The 21,576-nt window shown below is 71.8% G+C and carries 15 protein-coding genes and 3 pseudogenes; 7 read left to right on the top strand and 11 right to left on the bottom strand.

The genetic code is table 11. From position 1 onward, the window contains the following. Positions 1 to 1,111 precede the first annotated feature (1,111 nt). Positions 1,112 to 2,995 carry a YfjI family protein gene (locus tag G6O68_RS11180; protein ID WP_261345596.1) on the bottom strand — a complete coding sequence of 628 codons (1,884 nt, stop codon included), beginning with the start codon at positions 2,993 to 2,995 and terminating at the stop codon, positions 1,112 to 1,114. Positions 2,996 to 3,001: 6 nt separating this feature from the next. After that, positions 3,002 to 3,406 carry a hypothetical protein gene (locus G6O68_RS11175; RefSeq protein ID WP_165247673.1) on the bottom strand — a complete coding sequence of 135 codons (405 nt, stop codon included), beginning with the start codon at positions 3,404 to 3,406 and terminating at the stop codon, positions 3,002 to 3,004. A gap of 4,001 nt (positions 3,407 to 7,407) precedes the next feature. Here G6O68_RS11175 and G6O68_RS11170 point away from each other — a divergent pair. Continuing rightward, positions 7,408 to 8,151: a J domain-containing protein gene (locus tag G6O68_RS11170; protein WP_165247671.1), complete on the top strand. Its 744-nt coding sequence runs from the start codon at positions 7,408 to 7,410 to the stop codon at positions 8,149 to 8,151. Positions 8,152 to 8,592: 441 nt separating this feature from the next. Here the strand turns inward: G6O68_RS11170 and G6O68_RS11165 are convergent. Both G6O68_RS11165 and G6O68_RS11160 read right to left on the bottom strand, forming a co-directional pair. Beyond that, positions 8,593 to 8,946 (bottom strand): annotated as a pseudogene (locus G6O68_RS11165) (transposase); the annotation flags it as partial. Beyond that, complete coding sequence (locus tag G6O68_RS11160; RefSeq protein ID WP_165247667.1) at positions 8,933 to 9,439, bottom strand: hypothetical protein; 507 nt, start codon at positions 9,437 to 9,439, stop codon at positions 8,933 to 8,935. The gene G6O68_RS11160 and the pseudogene G6O68_RS11165, both read right to left, overlap by 14 nt. A gap of 197 nt (positions 9,440 to 9,636) precedes the next feature. Between G6O68_RS11160 and G6O68_RS11155 the strand changes: the two genes are divergently transcribed. Together G6O68_RS11155 and G6O68_RS11150 are read left to right on the top strand one after the other, a co-directional pair. Next, on the top strand, positions 9,637 to 9,783 hold the full coding sequence (locus G6O68_RS11155) for a hypothetical protein (protein WP_165247665.1): 147 nt from the start codon (positions 9,637 to 9,639) through the stop codon (positions 9,781 to 9,783). Positions 9,784 to 9,875: 92 nt separating this feature from the next. Then, positions 9,876 to 10,355: a DinB family protein gene (locus tag G6O68_RS11150; protein WP_165247663.1), complete on the top strand. Its 480-nt coding sequence runs from the start codon at positions 9,876 to 9,878 to the stop codon at positions 10,353 to 10,355. Positions 10,356 to 10,672: 317 nt separating this feature from the next. On the opposite strand, the gene G6O68_RS11145 is transcribed toward G6O68_RS11150, so the two are convergent. Then, the gene (locus G6O68_RS11145) at positions 10,673 to 11,977 is read right to left on the bottom strand and encodes a tetratricopeptide repeat protein (protein WP_165247661.1); all 1,305 of its coding nucleotides are present in this window, start codon (positions 11,975 to 11,977) and stop codon (positions 10,673 to 10,675) included. A 269-nt stretch (positions 11,978 to 12,246) separates the two neighbouring features. Here G6O68_RS11145 and G6O68_RS11140 point away from each other — a divergent pair, with 269 nt between their 5' ends. Then, positions 12,247 to 13,002 (top strand): hypothetical protein, encoded by a 756-nt coding sequence (locus tag G6O68_RS11140; protein ID WP_165247659.1) that lies wholly within the window; start codon positions 12,247 to 12,249, stop codon positions 13,000 to 13,002. A 55-nt stretch (positions 13,003 to 13,057) separates the two neighbouring features. Here G6O68_RS11140 and G6O68_RS11135 read toward each other — a convergent pair whose 3' ends face one another. Together G6O68_RS11135 and G6O68_RS11130 are read right to left on the bottom strand one after the other, a co-directional pair. After that, positions 13,058 to 13,267 (bottom strand): hypothetical protein, encoded by a 210-nt coding sequence (locus G6O68_RS11135; RefSeq protein ID WP_165247657.1) that lies wholly within the window; start codon positions 13,265 to 13,267, stop codon positions 13,058 to 13,060. A 71-nt stretch (positions 13,268 to 13,338) separates the two neighbouring features. Then, positions 13,339 to 14,487: a DUF1559 domain-containing protein gene (locus tag G6O68_RS11130; protein WP_165247655.1), complete on the bottom strand. Its 1,149-nt coding sequence runs from the start codon at positions 14,485 to 14,487 to the stop codon at positions 13,339 to 13,341. A gap of 430 nt (positions 14,488 to 14,917) precedes the next feature. Between G6O68_RS11130 and G6O68_RS11125 the strand changes: the two are divergent. Both G6O68_RS11125 and G6O68_RS33560 read left to right on the top strand, forming a co-directional pair. Continuing rightward, positions 14,918 to 15,934 (top strand): annotated as a pseudogene (locus tag G6O68_RS11125) (DNA ligase); the annotation flags it as partial. Then, positions 15,917 to 16,186: a WGR domain-containing protein gene (locus G6O68_RS33560; RefSeq protein ID WP_390625367.1), complete on the top strand. Its 270-nt coding sequence runs from the start codon at positions 15,917 to 15,919 to the stop codon at positions 16,184 to 16,186. The pseudogene G6O68_RS11125 and the gene G6O68_RS33560, both read left to right, overlap by 18 nt. Positions 16,187 to 16,316: 130 nt before the next feature. Here G6O68_RS33560 and G6O68_RS11120 read toward each other — a convergent pair whose 3' ends face one another. From G6O68_RS11120 to G6O68_RS11110, 3 genes are read right to left on the bottom strand one after another with little or no spacing between them, the layout of a single operon-like run. Next, entirely contained in the window at positions 16,317 to 17,621 is a 1,305-nt protein-coding gene (locus tag G6O68_RS11120; RefSeq protein WP_165247651.1) for a GRP family sugar transporter, read from the bottom strand. A gap of 4 nt (positions 17,622 to 17,625) precedes the next feature. Then, on the bottom strand, positions 17,626 to 17,754 hold the full coding sequence (locus G6O68_RS33245) for a translocated intimin receptor Tir (protein WP_165247649.1): 129 nt from the start codon (positions 17,752 to 17,754) through the stop codon (positions 17,626 to 17,628). A 22-nt stretch (positions 17,755 to 17,776) separates the two neighbouring features. After that, positions 17,777 to 18,661, bottom strand: coding sequence for an inositol oxygenase family protein (locus tag G6O68_RS11110; protein ID WP_165247647.1), 885 nt, complete (start codon positions 18,659 to 18,661; stop codon positions 17,777 to 17,779). A gap of 463 nt (positions 18,662 to 19,124) precedes the next feature. On the opposite strand from G6O68_RS11110, the pseudogene G6O68_RS33810 reads away from it, so the two are divergent. Next, positions 19,125 to 19,962 (top strand): annotated as a pseudogene (locus tag G6O68_RS33810) (IS3 family transposase); the annotation flags it as partial. Between the two features lie 261 nt (positions 19,963 to 20,223). Here the strand turns inward: G6O68_RS33810 and G6O68_RS11100 are convergent. Next, positions 20,224 to 21,573 (bottom strand): reverse transcriptase family protein, encoded by a 1,350-nt coding sequence (locus G6O68_RS11100; protein ID WP_165247645.1) that lies wholly within the window; start codon positions 21,571 to 21,573, stop codon positions 20,224 to 20,226. Positions 21,574 to 21,576: the final 3 nt, after the last annotated feature.

Here is a 21,576-nt window from a genome sequence, read left to right as displayed (position 1 = left end):
CGACCCGGCGACCGCGCGCCGGGGCGTGGCCGCGGCCGGCGGCCCGGCACGGATTCGGCGCCCGCCGTCGACGAGCGCCCTCGACGCCTCAAGGGGGCGTCGGAGGGGCCGAGACGATCGTCAGGTCCTCCCCACGCTCCTCCGCGTCTTCGCCTCCGGGCCCCTGACGAGGGGAGGCGACCGATGATCGATCGGCCTGCTCGCCGACGCTCGGCCTCGAGCACGGCCTCCGCTGCAGGCGACTCCATGCCGACGTCGAATTCGACGCGATCCGGGCGTCTTCGTCCGGGGGCCGCCTCGGGCGGGAAGGCCGCTCGCCGGCGTCGCGGGGACTGTGCGTGGGGGGGCGGGCCGGGGAGGCGACGAGTCCCGGTCGCCGCGTCCGCCGCGTCGCACGCCTCCAGCCGGCCCGCCCCCGCGAGGTGCGTAAGCCGAGCTCCTCTCGGCATCGCCCCCATGCGGGCCGGACGACGTCCTCGCGGAGCCGCGCCGGCCCGGCCGAGCCCCGGGCTCGCCTCGTTCCGGGGCCGGTCGCAGGGCCGCCGTCGCCGCCTCGCCGCGCGCCCTACTCCGGGGCGTCTTCCCGGACTCCGCGAGGGAGGCCGCGGTCGAGGTCGAGCCGAACCCGACCGGGCCGCTCGGAGGTCGTCGAGCGCCTCGCGACGTCCTCGAAGGATCCCGCCATATCGCCAGGGCGGGTGTGGCCGGGGGGCTCCCGCACCTTGGGCTCCCCCCGGCGGCCCTCGCGACCGGACCGGGTGATCACCATCGATCATCCGGGCCGCCCTCGGTGGACTTCGACGGCCGGGGCCCGCCCTGCAAGGAGACGCGGCGAGGCGGCGTCGGACGTCCGCGCGTAATCGCAGGGCGGCCCGATCGAGATGAATCCCGAGATTCAGATCGGGGGCCCACGGGCGTCACGCCCGCGACGAGTCGCGGTCCGAGCCGTGGGGGGGCGAGCGGCCGTCCATCGCAACCTCCATCGGATCGACGCGGGAGGCCGCCGAGGTCGAAGCGGACGAGGGCGAGGATCGGCTCGCGGTCGCCGACCCGCATCGGCGTGGTGGTCGATCGGCCCGGGGCCGGGACACGAGTCGGCTCGGGACCGGACTCAAGGAGGCGGACGCGACGAGACGAGCCGGGGTGGGCTCGGCGGTCTGCAGGAGACGGCCGGGGATCTGGAAGGGGCCCGCCCGCATCTCGGACGCGGGGCGGCGGGAGCCGTCGGCCGGGACGCCGCGCGTCCGGAGTCCGACCGCCGCCGAGCCCGAACCCGCGCCGACTTCCCGGCGGCCGGCGCGCGGGCCTCGCCGGCCGCCCCCAGGCCCGACGCGGCGACGACCCGGGCGGGGAGGTCGGCGGGGTAGGCGACGCCCGGCGAGCCCGGCTCGGGGGCGGGCGGTGGGGGCGGCGGCTCCGGCGGGCCTCCCGGCGGGTTCACGCGGGGGTCGGGCCCGATCGGGGAGCCCGAGTCGCGCCGCCCGAGGACCTGCTCGACCGCCTCAGTGAGGGCTTCCAGGGCGGACACGCGGTCCGAGCCCACGGACAAGCAAACGTCCGCCGGAGAGCCGCCGAGCTTCCGGTTCCTCGCGGAGAACTTGACGAGGCCCGCCGCCATGCAGGACGGGGAGATCGCGACGTCCTCGGCCGCGCCCGACTCCTCGAACTCCAGGGCGAGGGCGAAAAGGTCCTCCAGGCCCAGGGGCTCGCCCATGGCCCGCGGCGGCGGGACGGCCCGGCCGGGTCGGCGGGGGTTGCGGTGGTAGGCCACGGTCGGTCGACCGCTGCGTCCCGGGGACGTGGGGGCCGCCATGATCCACCGCCGCTCGCACGCCTCCTCGAGGGCCCGCTCGACCGACTCGGGGGTCGCCAGGCCGGACCACTTCCTGCGTGCGAGGTCCCGGGCCTTGAAGGGGGACGGCAGCTCGTCGATCCGGCCGGCCAGGACGGCCCCGGGGGAGAAGGCGGAGCGGGCCTTGCAGCCGTAGACGCGGCGGGCGTGGGCCTCGAGGTGCCCGCACCAGCCGATCGCGGCCCGGACCGCCTCGGCGGAGACCGGGGCGAGCGTCGACTTCGCGTCCCATGAGCAGAGCTGATGGAGCAGGCCCAACGCCGGCGCCAGCTTCTTGTATTTCGCGAGGTGCGACGCCATGGCCGCGTCGCCCGTCCAGTCGGCGAGTCGGGCCGAGAGGGCGTCAAACCAGCCGTCGAAGATCGGCTGGGCCTCGGCGGAGAGGCGGAGGAACGGGGGGTCGTCCGGCCTGGAGGGGTCGACCTCGGCGCCGCGGGCGGCGAAGTCGGCCTCGGCTAGGCGGCGGAAGACGTCGTCGACGGCGAGCTTGAGGGCCCGGTCGGGACGACGGTCGACCGGCCGATAAGGCGCGGGGTCGGGCCAGGCCGCGAGGGAGAAGCGGGCGATCAGCCCGTCGCCCCGGCCCCCCGTCGAGGCCTCGGCGACCAGGCGGGCGATCGCGTCCGGCTGGGTCGTCCCGAAGAGGGCGATCGTCGGGTTGCGGAAGGCCACGGTCCCCCGCCCGATCCGGTCGACCGTCGCGAGCCCGGAGCCGTTCCAGGCGGAGAGGAAGAACCCGCGGTCGCCCTCCCGCCCCTTGCGGTCGAGGCCCTGCGCCCACCCCGAGATCTCGTCGCGGAGGCAGGTCAGGCCCCGGGGGTTGTCCCTGAGCAGCTCGCCCAGCTTCTCGACTGTCGCGTCCACCACGACGAAACGGCGGGCCCTGGGCGTCGGCCGGGCCCCGAGGGCAGCGATCCGCTCGGCGATGGTCCTCCGCTCCTCGGCGGCGGCCGCCCCCTTCCTCGCGAGCCGGGCCAGCTCCTTGCGGAGCCAGCCCAGCTCGGCCTCGGCCGCGAGGGCCTCCGCGGCGTCCCGGGAGCAGGCCGCCTCGTGGGCCTCCCCCGCCTCGGACTCGAGCCTGCGGAGGGCGGCCGTCCCCTCGTCCGCCAGCGGGGACTTCATCGTGCCGGGGGCCCCGACGATGCCCCCCTAGAGGTTCGCGGTCGGCGTGAAGTCGTCGAAGCGCCTCGGCCGGACGGCCAGCCCGCGCCCGATCACCCCGCTGAGCGCGACCAACATCGGGACGGCCACGTACTCGGCCGGCGCCGAGGCCCGGTCGGCCACGTCCCGGACGCGAGACCTCAGGGGCTCGGGGAGCAGGCGGTAGTCGAACGACGGCACGGCCTCGAGGCCGGCGTCGAACCCGATCGGGTCGGGCCAGTTCGCGGGGTCGCTCGGGTCTCGGGCGTCGGACCGGGGGGCCGACGCGGGATCGGAGGGGGGCGGGGCGGGCGGGGACGTCGAAGGGTCGGCGTGGCTCGGCGCCGTCGGCGCGGGGTCCTGGGGGGCGGAAACGGATGGGCCGCTCGGGGCGGCGACGATAGACTCGGTCACGGCGACTCTCTCCCTCTTCCCATCGGGGCTCCATCCCTATCGGGGTCCAACTGTTCACGGCCCCCGCACGGCGATTCGCGTCGTCGCCGTCTCCATCGGGGGACGCCCAGGCTATCCCGGGCTCCCGATCCGGACGGAGGCCGACCGCGCCGCATTCTTCGGCGACCGCGACGGCGACGCGAGCCGGTCGATGCCGGACGGGGCCCTGCACGCTTCCGAGGGGGCGTACCGGAGGAGGCCCAACGAGGATCACGTCCGCGCCCCGCCGTCCGGGATGCGTCGTCGAGGACCGTCGGCCGGAAGGAGGCCGAGGCCGCGGGCGGCCCGAGAGTCCGCGTCGGAAGGACCCGAGCAGGGGCCGACGGGTTTCGTCAGTTCCGGCAGCGACGTCAGTGAGGTGCTAAGGCGGGATCGAAGAGCGCCGAGGGGGGCTTGCAGGATCGAGATCGACGGGGGGATCCGTTCGCCGTGCAACCGTACTCCCCCTCCCCCTCCCGGGCGTTCGGAAGCCGGGGTAATCACTCTTAAAGTGAGTATACTGTACATATATATAGTATTCTCGTACTCCAAGACGTCCATCCGAGGGACGGTAGCCCGAGAGAGGGCGGCCGCCTCGTGATCCCTTCGACGACGGGTCGATCCTTACCTTCCCACTGACGTCGCTGCCGGAACTGACGAAACCCGGCGGCCGACCGGAACTCACTTCCCCTTCGCGGGGCGGACGGTTCCCGGCGGGGCGGCCTCGACCGGCGACCTCCGAGGGCCGACCTCATCACGGCCGACGAAACAAGCCGCCCCCCCTCCCGGGAAGGCGGGATCCAGGCCCGGGAGGAGGTCCGCGCCGAGGGGTGGAGCCGTCTTCGGACGCGGCGGGCCCGAATCGCCAGGAGCGGGGCTTCAACCCTGGGCGGAGTACGGCGCGCCGTGGAGGCCAGGATCCCCGTTCGTGCTCCCGGGTCGGGAATGCCCCCGGGGGCGGCGCGCCCGCGCACGACGGGCGATACAGACGACGGCACCCCCCCTCCGGAGCGGTCGGCGTCGCTTTCCTCGATGCGCAGGACTGCGAGGAAGGGTCGCCCGATCTCCGGTTGCACGGGGACGCAGGACCATCGGCGGCCGACCGTTGGAGCCGGCTCGGCGCGGATGGGCCGTCGATCGAGTGCGGGCGCTCGCGGGACGGCCTCCGCGGGAACCCGTCGATGGCGGGGGCGGGCGTATTCCTCGAAGCCTTCCGAGTCGAGGCTTCGCCGCTCGCGTCGTCCGCCTCGGGCCCTCGCCGACCGTGCGCCGGAACCGCCCCGGGCGGCGGACGCCGCGAATGAGGACGAGCCGGCCGCCGCGATCGGCCCTCGCCTCGCGACGGAGAACCACCGTCCCGGCGCGACGGGGCGTCGTGGAAACACTCCGTTCTCCCGTCCGACCGGCCTCCGCCGAGGGTGGCGTCGTTTGATCCACGGAGATGCGGCCGACCCGCATGTCGGCTGGGGGCCGCCCCTCGGGACGTCGCCCGGGGCCCCGACGTGGACGGCCGCAACGTCCCGCTCCCGCCCGGGCACCGGATGGCCACCCCAGCGTCGTGAATCTCGGGATTCAATCGAGACGGTCGGCCCGACCTCCCGGGACCGTCGGCCGCGCGGCCGACGGTCGGGAGCAAGTGCGGTGATTCGGCGAGGCCGTCCCGGCGGTCCGCAGTACCATCGATCTTGTCTTCGGCGTCCCCCCGCGGCCCCGCCGGGCATCGGCCCGGCGGGGCTTTCTCATCCGCCCCGCACCGTTCGCACGGAAGACGGACCCGCCCCGCATCGGGGGGAGCCGCCGGCCCATCTAGCAGGGCGTCGTCCCATCCCCCTCGAGGGCGACGTTTCGGGCCCACCCGCAGCCCGCCCCGACCCATCGGAGTCCTGCCTCCTGCATCAGCGAGGTTGCGATCCTCCCGTCCCGTCCAGGCCGGAAGCCGGTCGGACGCCCCGAGGGGTGGTATGCGTGGGGGCTGGGCGGCGGGACGATCGGCCGGCCGCGCCTGGCTGGGCTGATCCAGTGGACGAGGGCTGGTTCGGGATCCTCAGGCCGGAGGGCCTCGGCAGTCGGTGCCGCACTCTCAGAGGCCCGCCGCGCGGCGGGACGACCGGGGCCGAGTGGCCCCGAACGGGCGGCGTCGGCGGGCCCAAAGGGCGAGGGGCTCGAATCCTCGACGGGCGGGGCGACCCGTCTCGGGGCGGGCCCCGCCCGAGCCCGGCCCGATCACGGGTGGGTCTGATTCACCGCAGCGCCCATTGAGCCTCATTCGGTGAATCAAGACGACATCCCCTTATTATGAAGGGACTTGCGCCGTTTCACTCGCCCGGATCGATTCGGTGAATCGGCGGGTTTCGGTGAACCGACCAGCAGCGGAGGCCGGCCCATCGCCGGGGGGGGCAGGGCCAAGCTCCGGGGGGCCGACCCACCCCCCCGAGGGGTGGATTCACCGAATGGCCCGTATGCACGGAACTCGCAATCCCTCCGTGAATGACACTTAACCATCATCTATACAAGGAGATCCGAAACACATTCACGAAATGGAGGCGTGTCGGAGGTTGCGGTGAATCGGCCCTCCGAGAGTGGGTCGGCCACGTCCTGATCGCCCGCGTCGGCGGGCCCCTTCCCTCCCACGGGCCCGCACGCCGGTTGGAGCGGATCCGCCGGGCCCTCCCCGGGCCGGTACGTCCGGGCTGGGACGCTGGGTGCCGGAGCGGCAGTCGGGGCGGGACGGCACCGCCCTTTCGCGAACACGTCTCGACCGGGCATGGACCGGGAGGGGAGCCGACCCGATCCCAGAGTCGTCGCCCGCTCAGGCCGAGACGAGGGCCCATCCCCGCCATGCCGATCCCGCGAGATGGGACGGGAGCGGTCGCGACCCGGCTTCCCGATCGCCCCGCATCGAGTTCTCCCCCCGCCGGCCGGCGCGTTATGAGTCTCTGCGCCCGAGGAACAAAGCGGCCGACGGTGCCCGCCGCGGGGCGGACGGCTTCATCGAGCTGCGAGCGCCGGATCGCATCGAGGGTCGCCCGACCAGCCGAATGGACGTGGCCGCGGGCATCGGCGGCCGAGCTGCCGGGCAGGCTCGATGAGGAGGAGCCGTCTTCCCGGGACTGTCACCCGCAGGACGGCCGTCTCGCGGGCCGGTCGAAGGAGGGGCCGTGCGGAGTCTTCAAGCCCTCCAAGTCGCGGCTTCGTCGCCCGCCCCTCGCCCCCGACACCCGACCCCGGAGACCGCCGTGGCAGCGGCTCGGCCCACCGATGTTGGTCGATGCCTGCTCCGCGGAGGATCCGGCCCGCCGCGCGGGTCTCGCCCGCCGCAGTCCTCGGCCCTGGGGTGAATCGCGGGATTCAACTCGGGCCGCGAGAGGGCCCCATTACTGAACCGCCGCCGGGATGGCATGTGCGACGGCCGGAAGCCTCCGGGACCCGGCCATGGCCGCCCGCCGTCCCTCGGGATCACGGACGCCGGGCGGGGCAGAGACGATGGGCCTCCGCCGTCGTCGCATCCTCGCCCGGGAAGTCGGGGGTCGGACGCGGGCGGCGGCCCAGATGGGTCGCGGGAGTCCCGGAGGCCTCGAGCCCCGGCGGATCCCCGGCCTTCGATTGATCGACCCCGGGACGTCGCGTCGCACCCGCATGCGGCGACTGCCGGCCTCGAACACCGCCCGGATCGGCTTCTCGCCGAACGGCGGCGTATCGTCGGATTGCGGAACCCGGGTCGGCATCCGTCTCGAAGGGGGAGGGCCGGCGTCACTACATCCGCGTCGTCGCGGTGCGAGCGATTCTCTTTCCACCCGTACGATCGGACCATGGCGGGGTCACTACCGCACCGCCCTCACGGGTCTCGAGAGGACCAGGTCCCTGCTCCCGCTTTCTGACTCCAACCGGCAAGGTCCACCAGGATGTACATCGTCTGGCGTAATCGGCCCGTGCGAAGCGACGCCCGGGCCGCGTTCCTCAAAGAGCCCGAATGGATGCACGGCATGGATATGGAAGAGCCCTGGAGGCCGCTGTCCTGCGAGCATCGCGGCCCGGATCGGATCGCCCTCACGCCGCTGGTCGTGCATTCGAAGCGGACGGACGGCGGGCCGCGGCAGGAGGTCGCGGCGCGGCTGCCGACCATCCGATCCTGCTGCGTCGCCGACCGCTTCGCGCGGGCCGCCTGGTGGTACGAGGTCGACCGGACCTTCGGCTCCTGGCGTGAGGGGGGCTACGGCCGGCCGCGGGACCACGTGCGGCGGTTCGAGGGCGAGCTGCGAAAGGCGCTCCTGGCGGGCGTCCCGGCGGCGACCAGGGCCGGCGTCCGCGACTTCGCGGCGTATCGGCTGCTCAAGGAACGGGAGCACGAGGAACGCGAGCGTGCGGCGGCTGCGGCCTGGGCCGCCGCGGAAGCGACCCGGCTCGCCGAAGAGATACGGCGTGAGGAAGAACGATTCCAGGCCGAGCAGGAGCGGCTCAACGCCGAGTTTTGGCGGCTCCGTGCCGAGTATGAGCGGCTCCGGGCCGAGGAGGAACGGGCCCGGGGCGGACGGACGGCGGGCGCGACCGTCTCGCCCGAGTGCCTCGACGTCCTGGGCCTGCCCCGCAACGCATCTCTTGAGGACGTGAAGCGGCGGCACCGGGAGCTGGCCAAGGAACACCACCCGGACCGCGGCGGCGACCCGGAGGAGTTCCGGCGTTTCCAGGAGGCCTACGAGGCCGCGATGAGACCGCGGGGCCGGCCGTGAACGACCTTCACGCCCGCTGCACGCCTTCGAGGCGGTGGCGCGAACAGCCTCTCGACATACAGGCCGCACTACCGACTCCGGCGTCGCCGAAGGGACCTTCGGGCGGTCGCCGTCGCAGCGAGGGCAGGAGACCCGTCGGAGCCGCCCAGGAGTCGGGACGTCGCCGTCGCCACGCCGTCGAGCTGACGCGGCGGGGAGTCGCCCACCGTCATCGACCGCATCCCGTGCGTCGGGCGGTCGGCCCCCAGTCCGGAGGCGTCTCGCAGGCCGTCGGTCCCGGCACCCTTCTCGACGGTGCGGGTGGGTGGCCCGTCCGAAAGCGAATGAACCTTCATCGGGACGCGGACGGCCGAGGACTCGCGCCGTACCGCCCAACGGGCCGGGGGCGAGGGCAATGCGAGTGGCACGGCGCTCGCATCCCGCTCGCTCCGGGAAACCTCTCTAGGTTCTGTCCGACGGCTCGAGGAGGCGGAAGCAACGGCGGATCATGGCCAGCTTCACCATCGCCAGGAAGTTGACCGCGAGCTTCTCGAACCGGGTCGCCAGCCGCCTGTCCTCCTTCAGCCAGAGGATGCACCGCTCGACGATGTTGCGCCGGCGGTAGGCCTCGGCGTCGAACTTCGGGTTCCTCCGCTGATCCTTGCGGGTCGGGATCACCGCCCTGATCCCCCGCCGTCCCAAGTAGCGGCGGATCCGCCGATAGCTGTAGCCCTTGTCGCCCGCCAGGCGTCGAGGCCTGCGACGCGGTCGGCCCCGGCCGGGCCGCTTGATCCGCACGGCGTCACGCGGCCGATCTGGTCAGCGAGTGGCCCTTCGAGAAGTAGAACTTCAGGGCCCCCCCGCGGGCTTCGACGTCGACGACGCCCGACAGGAGGATCTCCGGGCGGATCACCAGCTCGACCCCGGCGACGAACAGGCTCGACTGCGGGCCGGCGGCGGACGAAGGGGCGAGGCCGCCGAACTGGAGCCTGGGCCGCCGGTCGCGGAAGGCCTCGATGACCTCGACGTTCACACGGATGTGGTGGGGGACGTCGCTCTCGGAGGCGGTTTCCGCGATCGCGGCCATTCCGCTTTCCAGGATCGAAGAATCCCCCATGCCGTCCGCGATGAAACGCCGCAGGACGTCCGCCGCGGCGTCGTAATAAACCTCCTGATAACGGCTGGGATACTTCTGCTGCAGCGTGATCGCCTGCCGGCCCGAGGCGTTGGCGGACAGGTAGCGCATGAACGCGTTGAGAGAAAACCACGGCTCTTCGAGCCCCTCGTCCGGCAAGTCCTGGGATGCCATTGGACGCCCTCTCTGCTTGCGCGACGATTCGATCAGGAAACCCCTTCGCGAAGGGTGGCGAGCATGCAAATCCGCCGCCGTCCGCCCATGCTGCGGGGGAACCCTTGCACAGCGGAGGGACGCCGTGCCCCATCAACGCCGGAAAGCTCCCCGCGTGGCCTCCCTGGCGCGGTACGGCGGCTACGTCGAACGAGCCCTTGCACGCCCAATCGGGTCGGGTCGCCGGCTACCTGACCGGCCGCCTCGTCCACCCCGCCGCCCGGGACCTTACCGACCGCCGCACCGGATTCGATGCCGCCGGCCGGGGCCGGCGCGATGAGCGGCCGACGGCGACCGGGAAGTGATGCTCGCTCGTCAGTCGCGGCGGCTTTCCTTAGAATCACGGGTCCAGCGTCCGTCCCTCGGTCAACCAGGCGCCCGTTCGAGGAATCGTCCAATGTCCGATCCGGTCATCCGCGACGTCCTGGCCCGATCCCTCGCCTGGTCGGAGGCGCATCTCAACCTCGACGAAGCCGTCGGCGACTTGCCGGAGCCGCTGCGCGGCATCCGACCGGAAAGGCTGCCGCATTCGCCCTGGGAGCTGCTGGAGCACATCCGGATCGTCCAGCGGGACATCCTGGACTTCTCCCTCGACGGGACGTACCGCGAGAGGGGATGGCCGCAGGACTACTGGCCGAGTTCCCCCGCGCCGCCCGACGCCGAGGCCTGGGATCGATCGATCGCGGCCTTGATCGAGGATCGCGAGAAGCTCCAGGCACTGGTCCAGGACGCGAAGGTCGAGCTCGCCGCCGTCGTGCCGCACGGTTCCGATCAGACGTACATCCGCGAGGTGCTGCTCGTCCTGGACCACACGGCCTACCATGTCGGCCAGTTGGTCGTCGTGCGGAAGCTGTTGGGGGCTTGGGTCTCCGCCTGAGAGGAGGACCAGGCCGATGTGGAGCCGACCTCGTCGGATGGGGCCGCGAGGCGTCCCCGGCGACGATCGCCCCTCGAGGATCGCGTAGAACGACGCTTCTCGCTCTCCAACGGCATGATCTTGATGCTCGGCCTCGGCGTTGGCCTGGGTCTGATGAAGGCGTCCGGGCTCGAAAGGGATCTCGACAGGGTTTGGCGGTCGATCTCGACCCATAAACCGGGATGGACGGTTAGGGGCGGCTTCGGCTCCGTCGAAAGTGATGCGGTTTTCCTCGGGCACGTCGCACCGCTCTGGCTTCGGACTTCCTCACGCCGAACTCAGGGAGGGGGCGATTGCAGCCCGGCCTGGAGTCGGTGGAAGTTCGCGAGGCCGGGCTGGCCGCTCCGGTCGTAGTAGGCGGCCAGGACGCGATGGGTCGAGGCGTGATCAGGCCGATCGCGAAGGACGTTGCGGGCCCAGCGGATCCCCTCCTCCTCGTGATCGTGCTCGATCATCCAGCGGGCGATTTGTCCCTGGATCTCTCGGTTCTTCGGATCGCGGACCAGGGATCGACGCAGTTCCGACAGGCGTCGCTCGTCGTCGCGGAGCCGCGCCGCCGCGTCGTGCTCGGCCCTGGCCTCCCCGGGGTGCCCGAGCCGGTCTAGGCAGAGGCCGCGACGATGGCGGATCTCGACGTCATGCGGATTCGCGAGGACGGCCCGGTCCAGCATGGCCAGCGCGCCGGCGAAGTCGCCCAGGCGCAGGGAGACGCCCGCCCGCGCGGACAGGGTCGAGGCGTCGGCGGGGTCGAGCGCCGAGGCCCGATCGAGGCGGCGGATCGCCTCGGCCTGGTCTCCGCGATCCAGGGCGTTGAGGCCGGCTCCCCGGTGCCCGGCCGGGTCGTCCGGCCGTCGCGCGATGTAAGCCTCGTAGTCCTCCTCGGCCTCGTCGGGTCGCCCGGCCAGGCGAAGGGCGTCGGCCAGCCCGAGCCGCGCGCGGTCGAGCGTGGGGTCGCGCTCCAGGGCGGCGCTGAAGTCGCGCACCCGCGCGAGCTGGTCCCCGTCGAGCCGCGAGGCGATCTCGGTCCGCCAAAGGTAGGGCGTCGCATCGCGCGGCGCGTCGCGGATCCATCGCTCGAGGACCTCGGCGGCGGCCCGGAGGTCGAAGGTCTCCAGGTAGACGCGGGCCAGGGCCTCGGCCGCCTCGGGGTCTGGCGCGTCGGAGCCGGCGAGGACCTGTCGGAGGACCGGCTCGGCCTCGGCGTGGCGGCCGGCCCGGGCGCGTAGGATGGCGTCGAGGCGATCCACCGGGCCGGCGGGGTGGCCCAGGGCGCGGGCGCGGTGGAGGCGAGCAATAGCCTCCTGGGGCCGGCCCAGGGCGACCGCGACGCGCGCCAGCAGGAAGTGGGGCTCGGCGGCCCGCGGCCGGGCGGCGATCCAGCGTTCCAGGGCCGCCTCCGCCTCGGAGAACCGGGCGTCGGCCGTCGCGCGTCTCGCGGCGTCGGCCGAGTTCATGACCCGCAACTCGCCCCGGATCATCACGCCCGCCGCCACGATCCCGACCGCGAGGACGGCGGCCGCGGCCGTTTTACGCGACCGCCTCGAAGCGACGCCCCCGCGGGCCGGGCTCGGATGGCTTCCCACGATGACCTCCGGTGGCGGATCCGACGTCGCCGTTCCGGCCGGGGCCGAGCGCCTCGGCCCCGCATTCGTGTAATTAACATTCCGGTGATTGATGGAGTCAATGGCCTTCCGTATGATTTGCCGCACGGATTCCGCCCGGGGCCGGATCGCGGCCTCCGATCGCCCTGGGGGCTCGGACCGCGCTGGCCTGGGGCCGCGCGAGCGATCCGCAGACGGAGGACCTTGCGATGGAAACGGCCGGTTCGAATCGCCCAGCCGGATCGGACGAGGTGATCGCGGAGGATGTCTCCGCGGCCGCGCGAGCCGAGGCACCAGTCGTCGGCTCCCGGCTCTGGCCCTTGACGCTCCTGGCCGCCCTGTCGGCCGGGCTCGGGGCCTGGCTCGCGGGCGAGTCGGGTGCCCTCCGGATTCGGCCCGCCGAAGTACGGGTGCAGGTCGTCGGGGGGGAGATGGTCGGGTCGACGCCCCGGAGCCGGACGCGTGCCGTGCTCCAGAGCGACTCGGCGGCCCTCGGCGTCTTCGGGGGCCTGCTGGGGGCGGGCCTGGGGTTGGCCGGCGGGCGGTCCCGTCGTCCGGGCCGCTGGACCTGGAGGGCCGCGGCCGTCGGGTTGCTCGTCGGCGGGCTCGCGGGCGCGGGGCCTCCCTGGGTCGTGATCCCGCTCGCGAGTCGCAACGAGGACCTCGGGGGTTCCGACCTCGGCCGCTCGATCGTCGTTCATGGCGCGCTCTGGATCGCGTCGGGGGCCACGGCCGGGCTGGCCTTGGGGCTGGGGGCGTGCGGACGATCGCGCCGCCTCGCCGTCGACGCCGCGATCGGGGGCGCCCTGGGGGCGGCGGCCGGGGTCGTTATCTACGACCTCGTCGGCGGACTGGCCTTCCCGCTCTCCGGCTCCGGACGGCCGATTGCGACGACGCCGGCGGCCCGCCTGCTCGCCTTCCTGCTCGTCGCCCTCGGGGCCGCCGCCGGGGCCTCGGCCCTTGTCTCGTCCGGCCGGCGGGATCGACCGGTCGGCGGCGGGGCGTGAGCTCGTCCCCGAGCCTTCCGCGCCGTCCGCCGCCGAGCGGGCGCCCCGCCGTGCGTCATTCCACCAGGTTCGGGGCCACCTTCGCCGGATCCCGCTTCTTTTTCTTGAATGCGTCGAGCATTTGCGACTTCATCGCCTCCATCCCCGGCCGGGGTTTGGACAGGGCGATGTTGTCATGTAGGTTCTCCGGCTCCTCGGAGCCGCAACCTTGCGCAAGGGACGCGAGGACGATCGTGACGATCGCGATGCGGGTGCGTCTGGCCACTGTTCAATGCCCTCGGTGGACCTCGAAACCACGCCGCTCGGGCCCGGCCACGCCAAGCCCCCTTCGGCCGCTCAATAGGAGTCCGAGCTGACGACCTCGCCGCCGGCCCTCGTGCCGAGGCCCCACCACGTCGGGAGGTCGACCGAATTCTTGACGAATTTCACGGACCCGTCGGCGAACCCGACGTTCACCCCCCCGGGATGGTTGCTCGTCGCCGAGATCGCCGCGGCGACCCCTCCCCAACTGGCGTCGGAGATGCCGAACTTCGGGACCCCGATGCAGGAAACGCCGTTCGGCGGCATGACGTGCGCGTAGCCGGTGTTCGCCATCGTGTGCCCCTGGTTCAGCAACCATTGGGACCCGAACGCGACGTTCGTGACCGGCAGCGTCCCCCCCGGGATGGTCCGGCAGGCGTCGACGAATTGACGGGCCTGGGCCGCATTGTTGGCGTCGATCGTGATGTCGACGGCGGTCTGGAAGATCCCCCGCTTCTGGTTGGGCCCGCCTGCCGCGGCGCTGGGGTTGGGCGGGTCGAAGATGTTGGCGCCGAACCCGAGCAGATGCTCGCTGAACAGGGCGGTGTTCGAGGTCCCGTCGGTGATCGACGCCAGCCGGACGGGGCCGGGGTTTGACGGGGCGGCGGTGCCGCCGACGAACGGGATCCAGAAGGTGTAGATCTGATTGCCCCGGTTGGGGACGATGGTGCCGTCGCACGCCCGCACCGAGGCCGGGCCGCCCCAGTTGCCCGCGTAGCTGCACATCCCCCAGAAGCCCGAAAGCGAGGGGCTCGTCGGCACGATGCTGTCCGAGGGGCAGATCAGGCTGGCGATCGTCGTCAGGCCGACGGTCGTGTTGTTGAGCGAGCCGGCGGGGGGATCGCCCCCGAACCAGATCTCCATCATCGGCATGCTGAAGTTCAGGGCGTTGTACATCGGCTGCTGTTCGAGGTCCGGCAGGATCGCGGCCGTCCAGGGGGCCGTCCAGCCCCAGGTCTCCGAGTTGTCGACCTGGTACGCCGGCATCACGTCGTTCCTGGAGACGTAGTTGTGGACGGCGAGGCCGATCTGCTTCAGGTTGTTGACGCACTGGGCGCGGCGGGCGGCCTCTCGCGCCGACTGCACCGCGGGCAGGAGCAGGGCGATCAGGACCGCGATGATGGCGATCACGACCAGCAACTCGATGAGCGTGAAGCCGCCTTGACGGCGTTCGGGCCGGGACATGGAGACTCTCCTTCCGATGGATCGTCGAGTGATGCACGACCGCCCGCGTGCGATACGCGGAGGGACTCGCCGATGAGAAAGGCTCGGATGAGGGTCTAGTCTGCCCGGCGAAATGTTGCTTTGCAACCAAAAACGGATCCGCCGGTGTGATCGCGGCCCGATGATCCGGTCGATGCGTTCCGCCCCGCTTGCTCGGCCTTCAACCACCCCCAGACCCAGAGGCGTCGGAGGCCTTCGATAGCGTGGGTCCTTGCACCGCCGGGCCCGAGCGCCTTCGGCGGGCGGAGTCCTGCGGCCCGCCGCGACCGCGGGCGACCTGCAGCCGGTGCGCGCCCTTACGCCGATTTATTGTGGACATCTGGACACGGCGGGGTTCCGAAGTCATGCTTTCGGCGTGATGGTCGTGATCCCACCCGACGAGGACCGCCCGATGCCTGACCTGCTCGACGGCGAGACCCTGGAGATGAAGGGCTCGGGAGCGAAGCCGTACGTCCTCAAGAACACGGGGGGCGTCTACTCGTGCTCTTGTCCAGCCTGGAGGAACCAGTCGATCGCGATCGAGTCGCGCACCTGCAAGCACCTGAGGAAGCTTCGCGGGGACGCGGCCGAGCAGGCCCGCGTCGGGGCCCTTGTCGCGCCCCGCCAGACGACGCAGGGCGAGGCGGCCGAGGCCAGACTCGGGCCGCCGCTCCTGCTGGCCGAGTCGTGGGACAACGCCCAAGACCTCGCCGGCTGGTGGATGAGCGAGAAGCTCGACGGAGTCCGGGCCTACTGGGACGGGACCCGGCTGATCTCTCGCCTCGGCAACGCGTTCCGCGCGCCCGGCTGGTTCCTCGAAGGGTTCCCGGATACGCCGCTCGACGGCGAGCTGTGGATCACGCGGAGGCAGTTCCAGCGGACGGTGAGCATCGTCCGCCGGCAAGACGAGAGCGACCACTGGAAGGAGGTCTCCTACGTCGCCTTCGACGCGCCCGCGTTCGACGGGCCGTTCGAGGCGAGGCTCGCCTTCGTTCGGGAGCACGTCGATCGCCGCCCCCCGCCCTATCTGCGCGCCCATGAGCATTTCGCCTGCGAGGGGGTCGAGCACCTCCGCGCCGAGCTGGCCCGGGTCGAGGGGCTCGGGGGCGAGGGACTCATGCTGCGGAGTCCGGCGTCAGCCTACGAGGTCGGGCGATCCGTCACCCTGCTGAAGGTCAAGAGCTTCCGCGACGCCGAGGCACGCGTGGTCGGACACCAGCCCGGTGCCGGCCGTCACAAGGGCCGGCTCGGCGCCCTGCTCGTGGAACTCGCGGACGGCACGAAATTCTCGGTGGGCACCGGCTTCTCCGACGCGCAACGCGAGCGGCCGCCGGGGATCGGCTCCTTGATCTCCTTCCGCTATCAGGAGCTGACGGAGGGCGGGGTCCCGCGCTTCCCTTCCTACCTGGGAGTGCGTCATGACGTCGCCGGGCCCTCGGAATCTCTGGAGAGCGTCGCCGCGCCCAATTCCTCAGGCCGCCGCCGGTACGAGCTGATCGAATGCGGTTCGGCCAAGTTCTGGGAGGTCGAGCGCGACGGCTGCGAGGTCGTCGTCCGCTACGGGCGGATCGGGACGGCCGGCCAATCGAAGCCCAAGTCGTTCTCCGACGAGGCGTCGGCGATCCGGCACGTCGAGGGGCTCGTCGAAGAGAAGATGGGCAAGGGCTATGCGGAAGTTTGAACGCCCCGCGCTTGCGCAGTCCTTCGCCTTTCAGACCTGCACCGATGGGTATTCGACGCGAGTGGAGGATTTTCCGACTCGTCGGGTGATAGATGCAGATGGCCGCCGTCCACAAGGTACGGCGTCGCATTCAGGAGAAACGCGTGCGCCTCCAGAGGATCGTCCCGCCGACAGCGAGGAAGACCAGCGAGAGCGCCGAGAGGACGGCCAGCCAGCGCAAGTCCATGGCGATCGCCGGCGTCGAGGCGTTCAGGCCGAGCCAGACGAAGATCCCCAGCGCCCCGGCCACGATGAGGAACTCCCACCAGGGACGACGCCCCGAGGCGGCTTCGGGAATCCCTTCCCCGCCCACCGCGGCGGCGACCTCGACGGGGTCCAGGCCGTAGCGCCGGCACTCGCGTTCCACCGCCAGCCGCCACGAGGATCGTTCGGAGGCCGGCGCTTCGGCCAGGCCGATGGCGACGGCCCCGACGATCATGACCAGCGAGCCGCCGACGACCAGCAGGCGAGCCTCGGCGCTCAGGTCGGCCAGCTCGCCGAAGACGAGGGCCCCCCACGCCAGCCCCCAAAGTTGGTTCGTATTGGAAAGCGGGATGCCCCGACTGATGCCGATGTACTTGGCCGCGTACTGCTGGAAGAGGTCCCCCAGCACCCAGCAGAATCCGCCCAGGAACAACCAGAAGAGCGACGGCAGCGCCCTGGCCAGCTCGGCCTGGAGACCGGCCGGTCCCCCCTGGTAGATCAGGGCGAGCGCCAGGGTCGTCCCCAGCTCGCCGACCGTGAACACGGTGACGAACGAGAGCGGGTTCATGCCGCTGATGTACGCCTTGCGGTAGGGGATGTACATGGTCCCCCACATCACCCCCGCGCCCAGCGCGGCGAGGACCCCACGCGTCCGGCCGCCGTCGGCGACGGGTCCGCCGGGGTGCTGCGTGGCATACGCTAGCAGGCACGCGCCGACGACGATCGCGGCGGCTCCGCCGAGGACCTTCGCCCAGTCCCTCGGCGCCGCCCCTCGCAATTCGTTGAACAGCAGCCAACCCCACAAGAGGCCGATCAGGCTGTTGGTGTTCCAGAGCGGGAAGGCGACGGAGAGCCCGACGTCGCGGATCGCGAAGACTGTCAGAGTGTTGGCCACAGCCCAGAGCATCCCCGCCAGGATCGCCCAGACGATGAGGTGCGGCCTGGCCTTCAGGTCGCTCGCCAGCGAGTGCGTCCCCCGCAGCGCGACGGGGACCGTCCAGCGGGCGACGAACACGCCGGCGACCATCCCCAGCGAGACGATGAACGGCGTGAGGCCCGCGGCGACGAGCTTCGTCGGCGCCTCGGCCGCCCCCAGCCACGCCCCCGCGGCCAGCCCGCTGACCACGCCCACGCCGTGCAACGACCGCGGGGCGCACGCCGCGGATTCGGCTTCCGAGGACCGGATTGTCATGATCTCACTTCAACATGGAGAGGAGCGCCAGCCCGCCGGCCAGCACGACGACCGGGATCCAGAAATGCACGTCACCGAGGATCGCCGTCGGCGAGAATCCCGTCGACGGCCGCTTGGGATCGACCTCGCTCATAAGACCTCCAGTTCCGCGAGCCTCACCAGGCCAGCTGAGGCGGGAAGTACTCGGCGATCAGCTCCTGATAGAACGGCGTCAGCGCCTCGACGTCGGGCTTGGCGTGGCCCTTGGAGTACAGGTCGTATGGGTTGAACTTGCGGACCCACTCCAGCATCCGCCGGTCCTTCTCGTTCGTCAGGTGCGTGTACGCCCCGGCGCGGTGCCAGGCGTAGAACGAGTGGTACCGGATCATCGCCAGGCCCTCCTCGGGGAGGTAGTCCTTCACGACGTTGTACAGGTACTCGTCGTGGCCCCACGACAGATGGACCTTGTCCAGGCCACAGCCTTCCTCGTAGATCCCGCAGGGGGTCTGATATTCGGGGACGTTCGAGTCCGGGTTGTCGGCGAAGAACTCGGGGAAGACGATCTCCTCGGAGTAGGCGCAGCCGACGGGGAACGTGTCGCCGACGACCGCCCACTGAGGCTCGCCGAACAGGCAAAGGATCTTCCCCAGGTCGTGGACGAGCCCGGTGAGGACGAACCATCGGGGGTGGCCGTCGGCGCGGATGGCCTCGGCCGTCTGCATCAGGTGCTCGATCTGGGACAGGTCCGTATCCGGGTCGCTGTCGTCGACCAGCGTGTTGAGGAATTCCATCGCCTCCCAGACGCCCATCGACTTCCGCCGGCGGGGCAGATACTCACGCTTCTTGCCGAGCACGAAGTCGAGCGTCTGGTTGGCGTGCTGGAGCTTGTAGAACTCCCGGACGCCGGCCCGGACGTTCTTGCGGTAGTCGCGGAACTCGGACTCCTTCTTGCCATCGCGGGCGATCGGAGCCTCGGCCTCGTCGGCGACGTGCGCCGATTCCCAGTCGTCCAGGTCTGCCAGAGGACTCTGCTTCTGCACGTCTGCGATCGATTTGGCCATGTCGGGACGACTCCTGGAACGCCGGAGGTTCATCGACGGACGGACGATTGGACATGAGGGTTTCGCACGGCCCTGATCGACCCATTGTAGGATCGCCCCGAGGATCGCGTCACCTTGAAACGGCTCTCGTTTCGCGGGGTCGGACGCGGCCGGTTCGGCGGAGAAGAGCCAACCATGGTCGGCGAGCCATTCGTCGAGGCCGCCGGGCTGATGCCGTTTACCGGATTGTCCTGGGGCACGCTCGACAAGGGATCGCCTGCGAGGCTTCCGAGTCGCTCCGCTCCATGTGGAGCCCTCGCGGCTCGGCGCTCTTTCGCCCTTCGGGTGTCCGCGCTCTTCGGCCGGACTTCCCCACGAATGGCGAGCGCCCAGGTAAGAACGTAAGCTCGACCGGAGGAGGCCTCCGAGGGCGAACACCCGAAGGACGTTCGCGCGCGAGTTTAAGGTCGAGGAGGCCCGCCGAATCGACGAGCAGGGCAAGAGTCTGGCCGAGGTCGCGGGAGATGGGCCTGGGCGAGAGCATGCTCCGCGGCTGGCGGTAGGCCCTGGCCGCCGAGGGCGGCCGGGCCTACCCGGGCAAGGGCTGCCAGCCCGCCCTGGAGGAGCGGCGGCGGCGGCTCCGCGCCGAGGTCAAGCGGCTCCAGATGGAGCGCGACATCCTGAATAAAAGCGACGGCCTTCTTAGCCAGGGAGTCGTCGTGAGGTACGACTTCGTCGAACGCCACCGGGGGCGATGACCGGTCCGGATGATGTGGCGGGTCCAGTGCGTCTCGCCCGGCGGTTACTACGGCTTGCGGGGGAGGCCTGCGAGCGGGAGGGCCCTTCGGATCGGGGTCCTGGCCGCTGCCGCCCGTGAAGCCCACTGGGCGAGGAAGGGCCGCTACGGCAGCCCGCGGGTCCACGCCGAGCTCACGGCGAGGGGCGTGCCCTGCTGCGTGGACACGGTGGCGAAGCTGATGCGTCGCCATGGGATCGCCGCGAAGGTCGGGCGGAGGTTCCGCCTCATGACCGACTCGGGCGACGGACGCCCCGTCGCCGAGAACCTCCTGGGCCGCAGGTTCGAGCCGGGCGAGGCGGATCGGGCCTGGACGGCCGCCGTCACCTACGTGCCGACCCGCGAGGGCTGGCTGGACCTGGCCGCGGTCGAGGACCTGCACCCGCGACGAATCGTGGGCTGGTCAATGTCCGGGCGGAACGACGGCCGCCTGGTCGTCGACGCCCTGGAGATGGCAGCCTCCCGCCGGCTCCCCGAGTCGGGCCTGCTGGCCCACTCGAACCGCGGGAGCACCTACGCCGGCGAGGGCTTGGACGCCGAGGCGATCGACGTCTTCCTCGCCGAGCCCCCCCCACCGACTCGCCCCCACTTCCACGCGGCCTGGATCGGGGACGAGGCGGGGGTCCACGCCGCGGGGACGCTGGAGGGCCCGGAGAACGTCTCGTTCATCCGGCCGCCGGCCCGCTCGCCCTGGCTGGACCCGATCGAGAAACTCTCCGCGGCGACCGGTCGCGCTTCTGGTATGACCACAGCTCGCGACATCGCCCCGGGGGCCGTTTTACGCCGTTCAGGATTCGGGCCGAGGCGGCTCCGATCGGGAGTCGTCGCCGGACCCATCCCGCTCGGTGGCTCGCGAGAGCCTGTCCAGGAGCGACAGGCCCAGGGCGGGGTCGCTCATGGCGACGAACGCCGCCCGGCCGACGAGCACCTGGGGCGGCTCGGCCTCCGGCGTCGCCCTGCCGGACTCGAGATTATGGATCGCCGCGCGGAGGTTTCGCTTGAACTCCCGGGTGGCGCGAGGGGGCCGGTCGCCGTTGACGACGAGGCCCGTGATCGCCTGCCGCCCGCCCCGCCGCCGGATCGCGGTCTTCCCGTCGTGGACCGCGAACCCTTCGGCCTCCACGATCCGACGCACCGAGCCGAGCAGCTTGCCGATCGCCGGCGGACCGCCGAAATCCGAAGGTCGGCTGAAGGTGAGGTCGTCGGCGTAGCGCGTGTAGCGCCAGCCCTGGCGGCGGGCGAGGCCTGAGAGACGCCGGTCGAGCCGCAAGCAGAGCGCGTTGGTGAGCGCCGGGCTCGTCGGCGCCCCCTGGGGGAGGCACCTCGGGCCTAGGGCCACGTAGTAGGTCGCGCCCTCGTTTTGGACGATCTCGCGGGGCGATTCGGTGCAGATGAGGGCCAGCAGCGTCGCGACGTGCTCGCGGTAGCCGGCCTTGCGGAAGAGTCCCTTGACGCGACGCAGGGTGACCGTCGGGAAGAAGTCTTTCAGGTCGATCCGCACGGCGACCTTGGGGTCGTGGTGGGCGGAGGCGTTGGAGAGGATCGACCGGCCGGCGACGAAGCCGTGGACCGCGCCGTGGACCGGCAGCTTCTCGGCGACGTTCCGGAGGATCCAGTGCTGGGCCCGCTTCAGGCGCGGCATCGGGGCCCAGATGGCGCGCTCGGAACCGTCGCGTTTGGGGATGGTGAAGCGCCGGTAGTGGATCCGCGTGGCGGCCTCGCGGTGGAAGGCGAGCCAGCGGAGCTGGGGGATCGTCAGGCCCAGGGCGTCGGCGAGCTGGCGGGGCGAGTCCAGCGGGGGCAGCTCGTTCTCGGCGGCCCGCTCCTCGGCGTTCGGGAGGTCCCATTTGTCGGGGCCGGGCTCGTCATTCCAGTAGACGCCGTCACCGAGGTGGACGATGTGCTCGGCGCGGTAGGCGGCCCACGCCTCGCGCCTCAGGCGGGCTCGCTCCTGCGCCTCGGCCTTCAGCGACTTCTTGTAGTCGGCCAGCTCGCGTTCCGACAGGCCGTCGGTCTCTCGGCGGGCGACGAGGAAGCCGCGTTCGGCGAGCTGGGCGTCGATGTAGGGCTGGATCCCGCCGGCCTGGATGATCGCGCGCCAAAGATCGGAGGGGTCGGTCTGCCGCTGGATGGCCATGGG

Origin of the sequence: Paludisphaera soli, assembly GCF_011064595.1 — a bacterium.
In the GTDB taxonomy this organism is placed as follows: Bacteria; Planctomycetota; Planctomycetia; order Isosphaerales; family Isosphaeraceae; genus Paludisphaera; species Paludisphaera soli.
Note: the sequence above shows the minus strand (reverse complement) of the source record. Positions and strands in the feature narration are given on the sequence as shown.

Coding starts and splice junctions, on each gene's coding strand:
- G6O68_RS11170 (WP_165247671.1), top strand. CDS start 7,408: ATGGATATGGAAGAGCCCTGGAGGCCGCTGTCCTGCGAGCATCGCGGC.
- G6O68_RS11160 (WP_165247667.1), bottom strand. CDS start 9,439: ATGGCATCCCAGGACTTGCCGGACGAGGGGCTCGAAGAGCCGTGGTTT.
- G6O68_RS11150 (WP_165247663.1), top strand. CDS start 9,876: ATGTCCGATCCGGTCATCCGCGACGTCCTGGCCCGATCCCTCGCCTGG.
- G6O68_RS11130 (WP_165247655.1), bottom strand. CDS start 14,487: ATGTCCCGGCCCGAACGCCGTCAAGGCGGCTTCACGCTCATCGAGTTG.
- G6O68_RS11120 (WP_165247651.1), bottom strand. CDS start 17,621: ATGACAATCCGGTCCTCGGAAGCCGAATCCGCGGCGTGCGCCCCGCGG.
- G6O68_RS33245 (WP_165247649.1), bottom strand. CDS start 17,754: ATGAGCGAGGTCGATCCCAAGCGGCCGTCGACGGGATTCTCGCCGACG.
- G6O68_RS11110 (WP_165247647.1), bottom strand. CDS start 18,661: ATGGCCAAATCGATCGCAGACGTGCAGAAGCAGAGTCCTCTGGCAGAC.
- G6O68_RS11100 (WP_165247645.1), bottom strand. CDS start 21,573: ATGGCCATCCAGCGGCAGACCGACCCCTCCGATCTTTGGCGCGCGATC.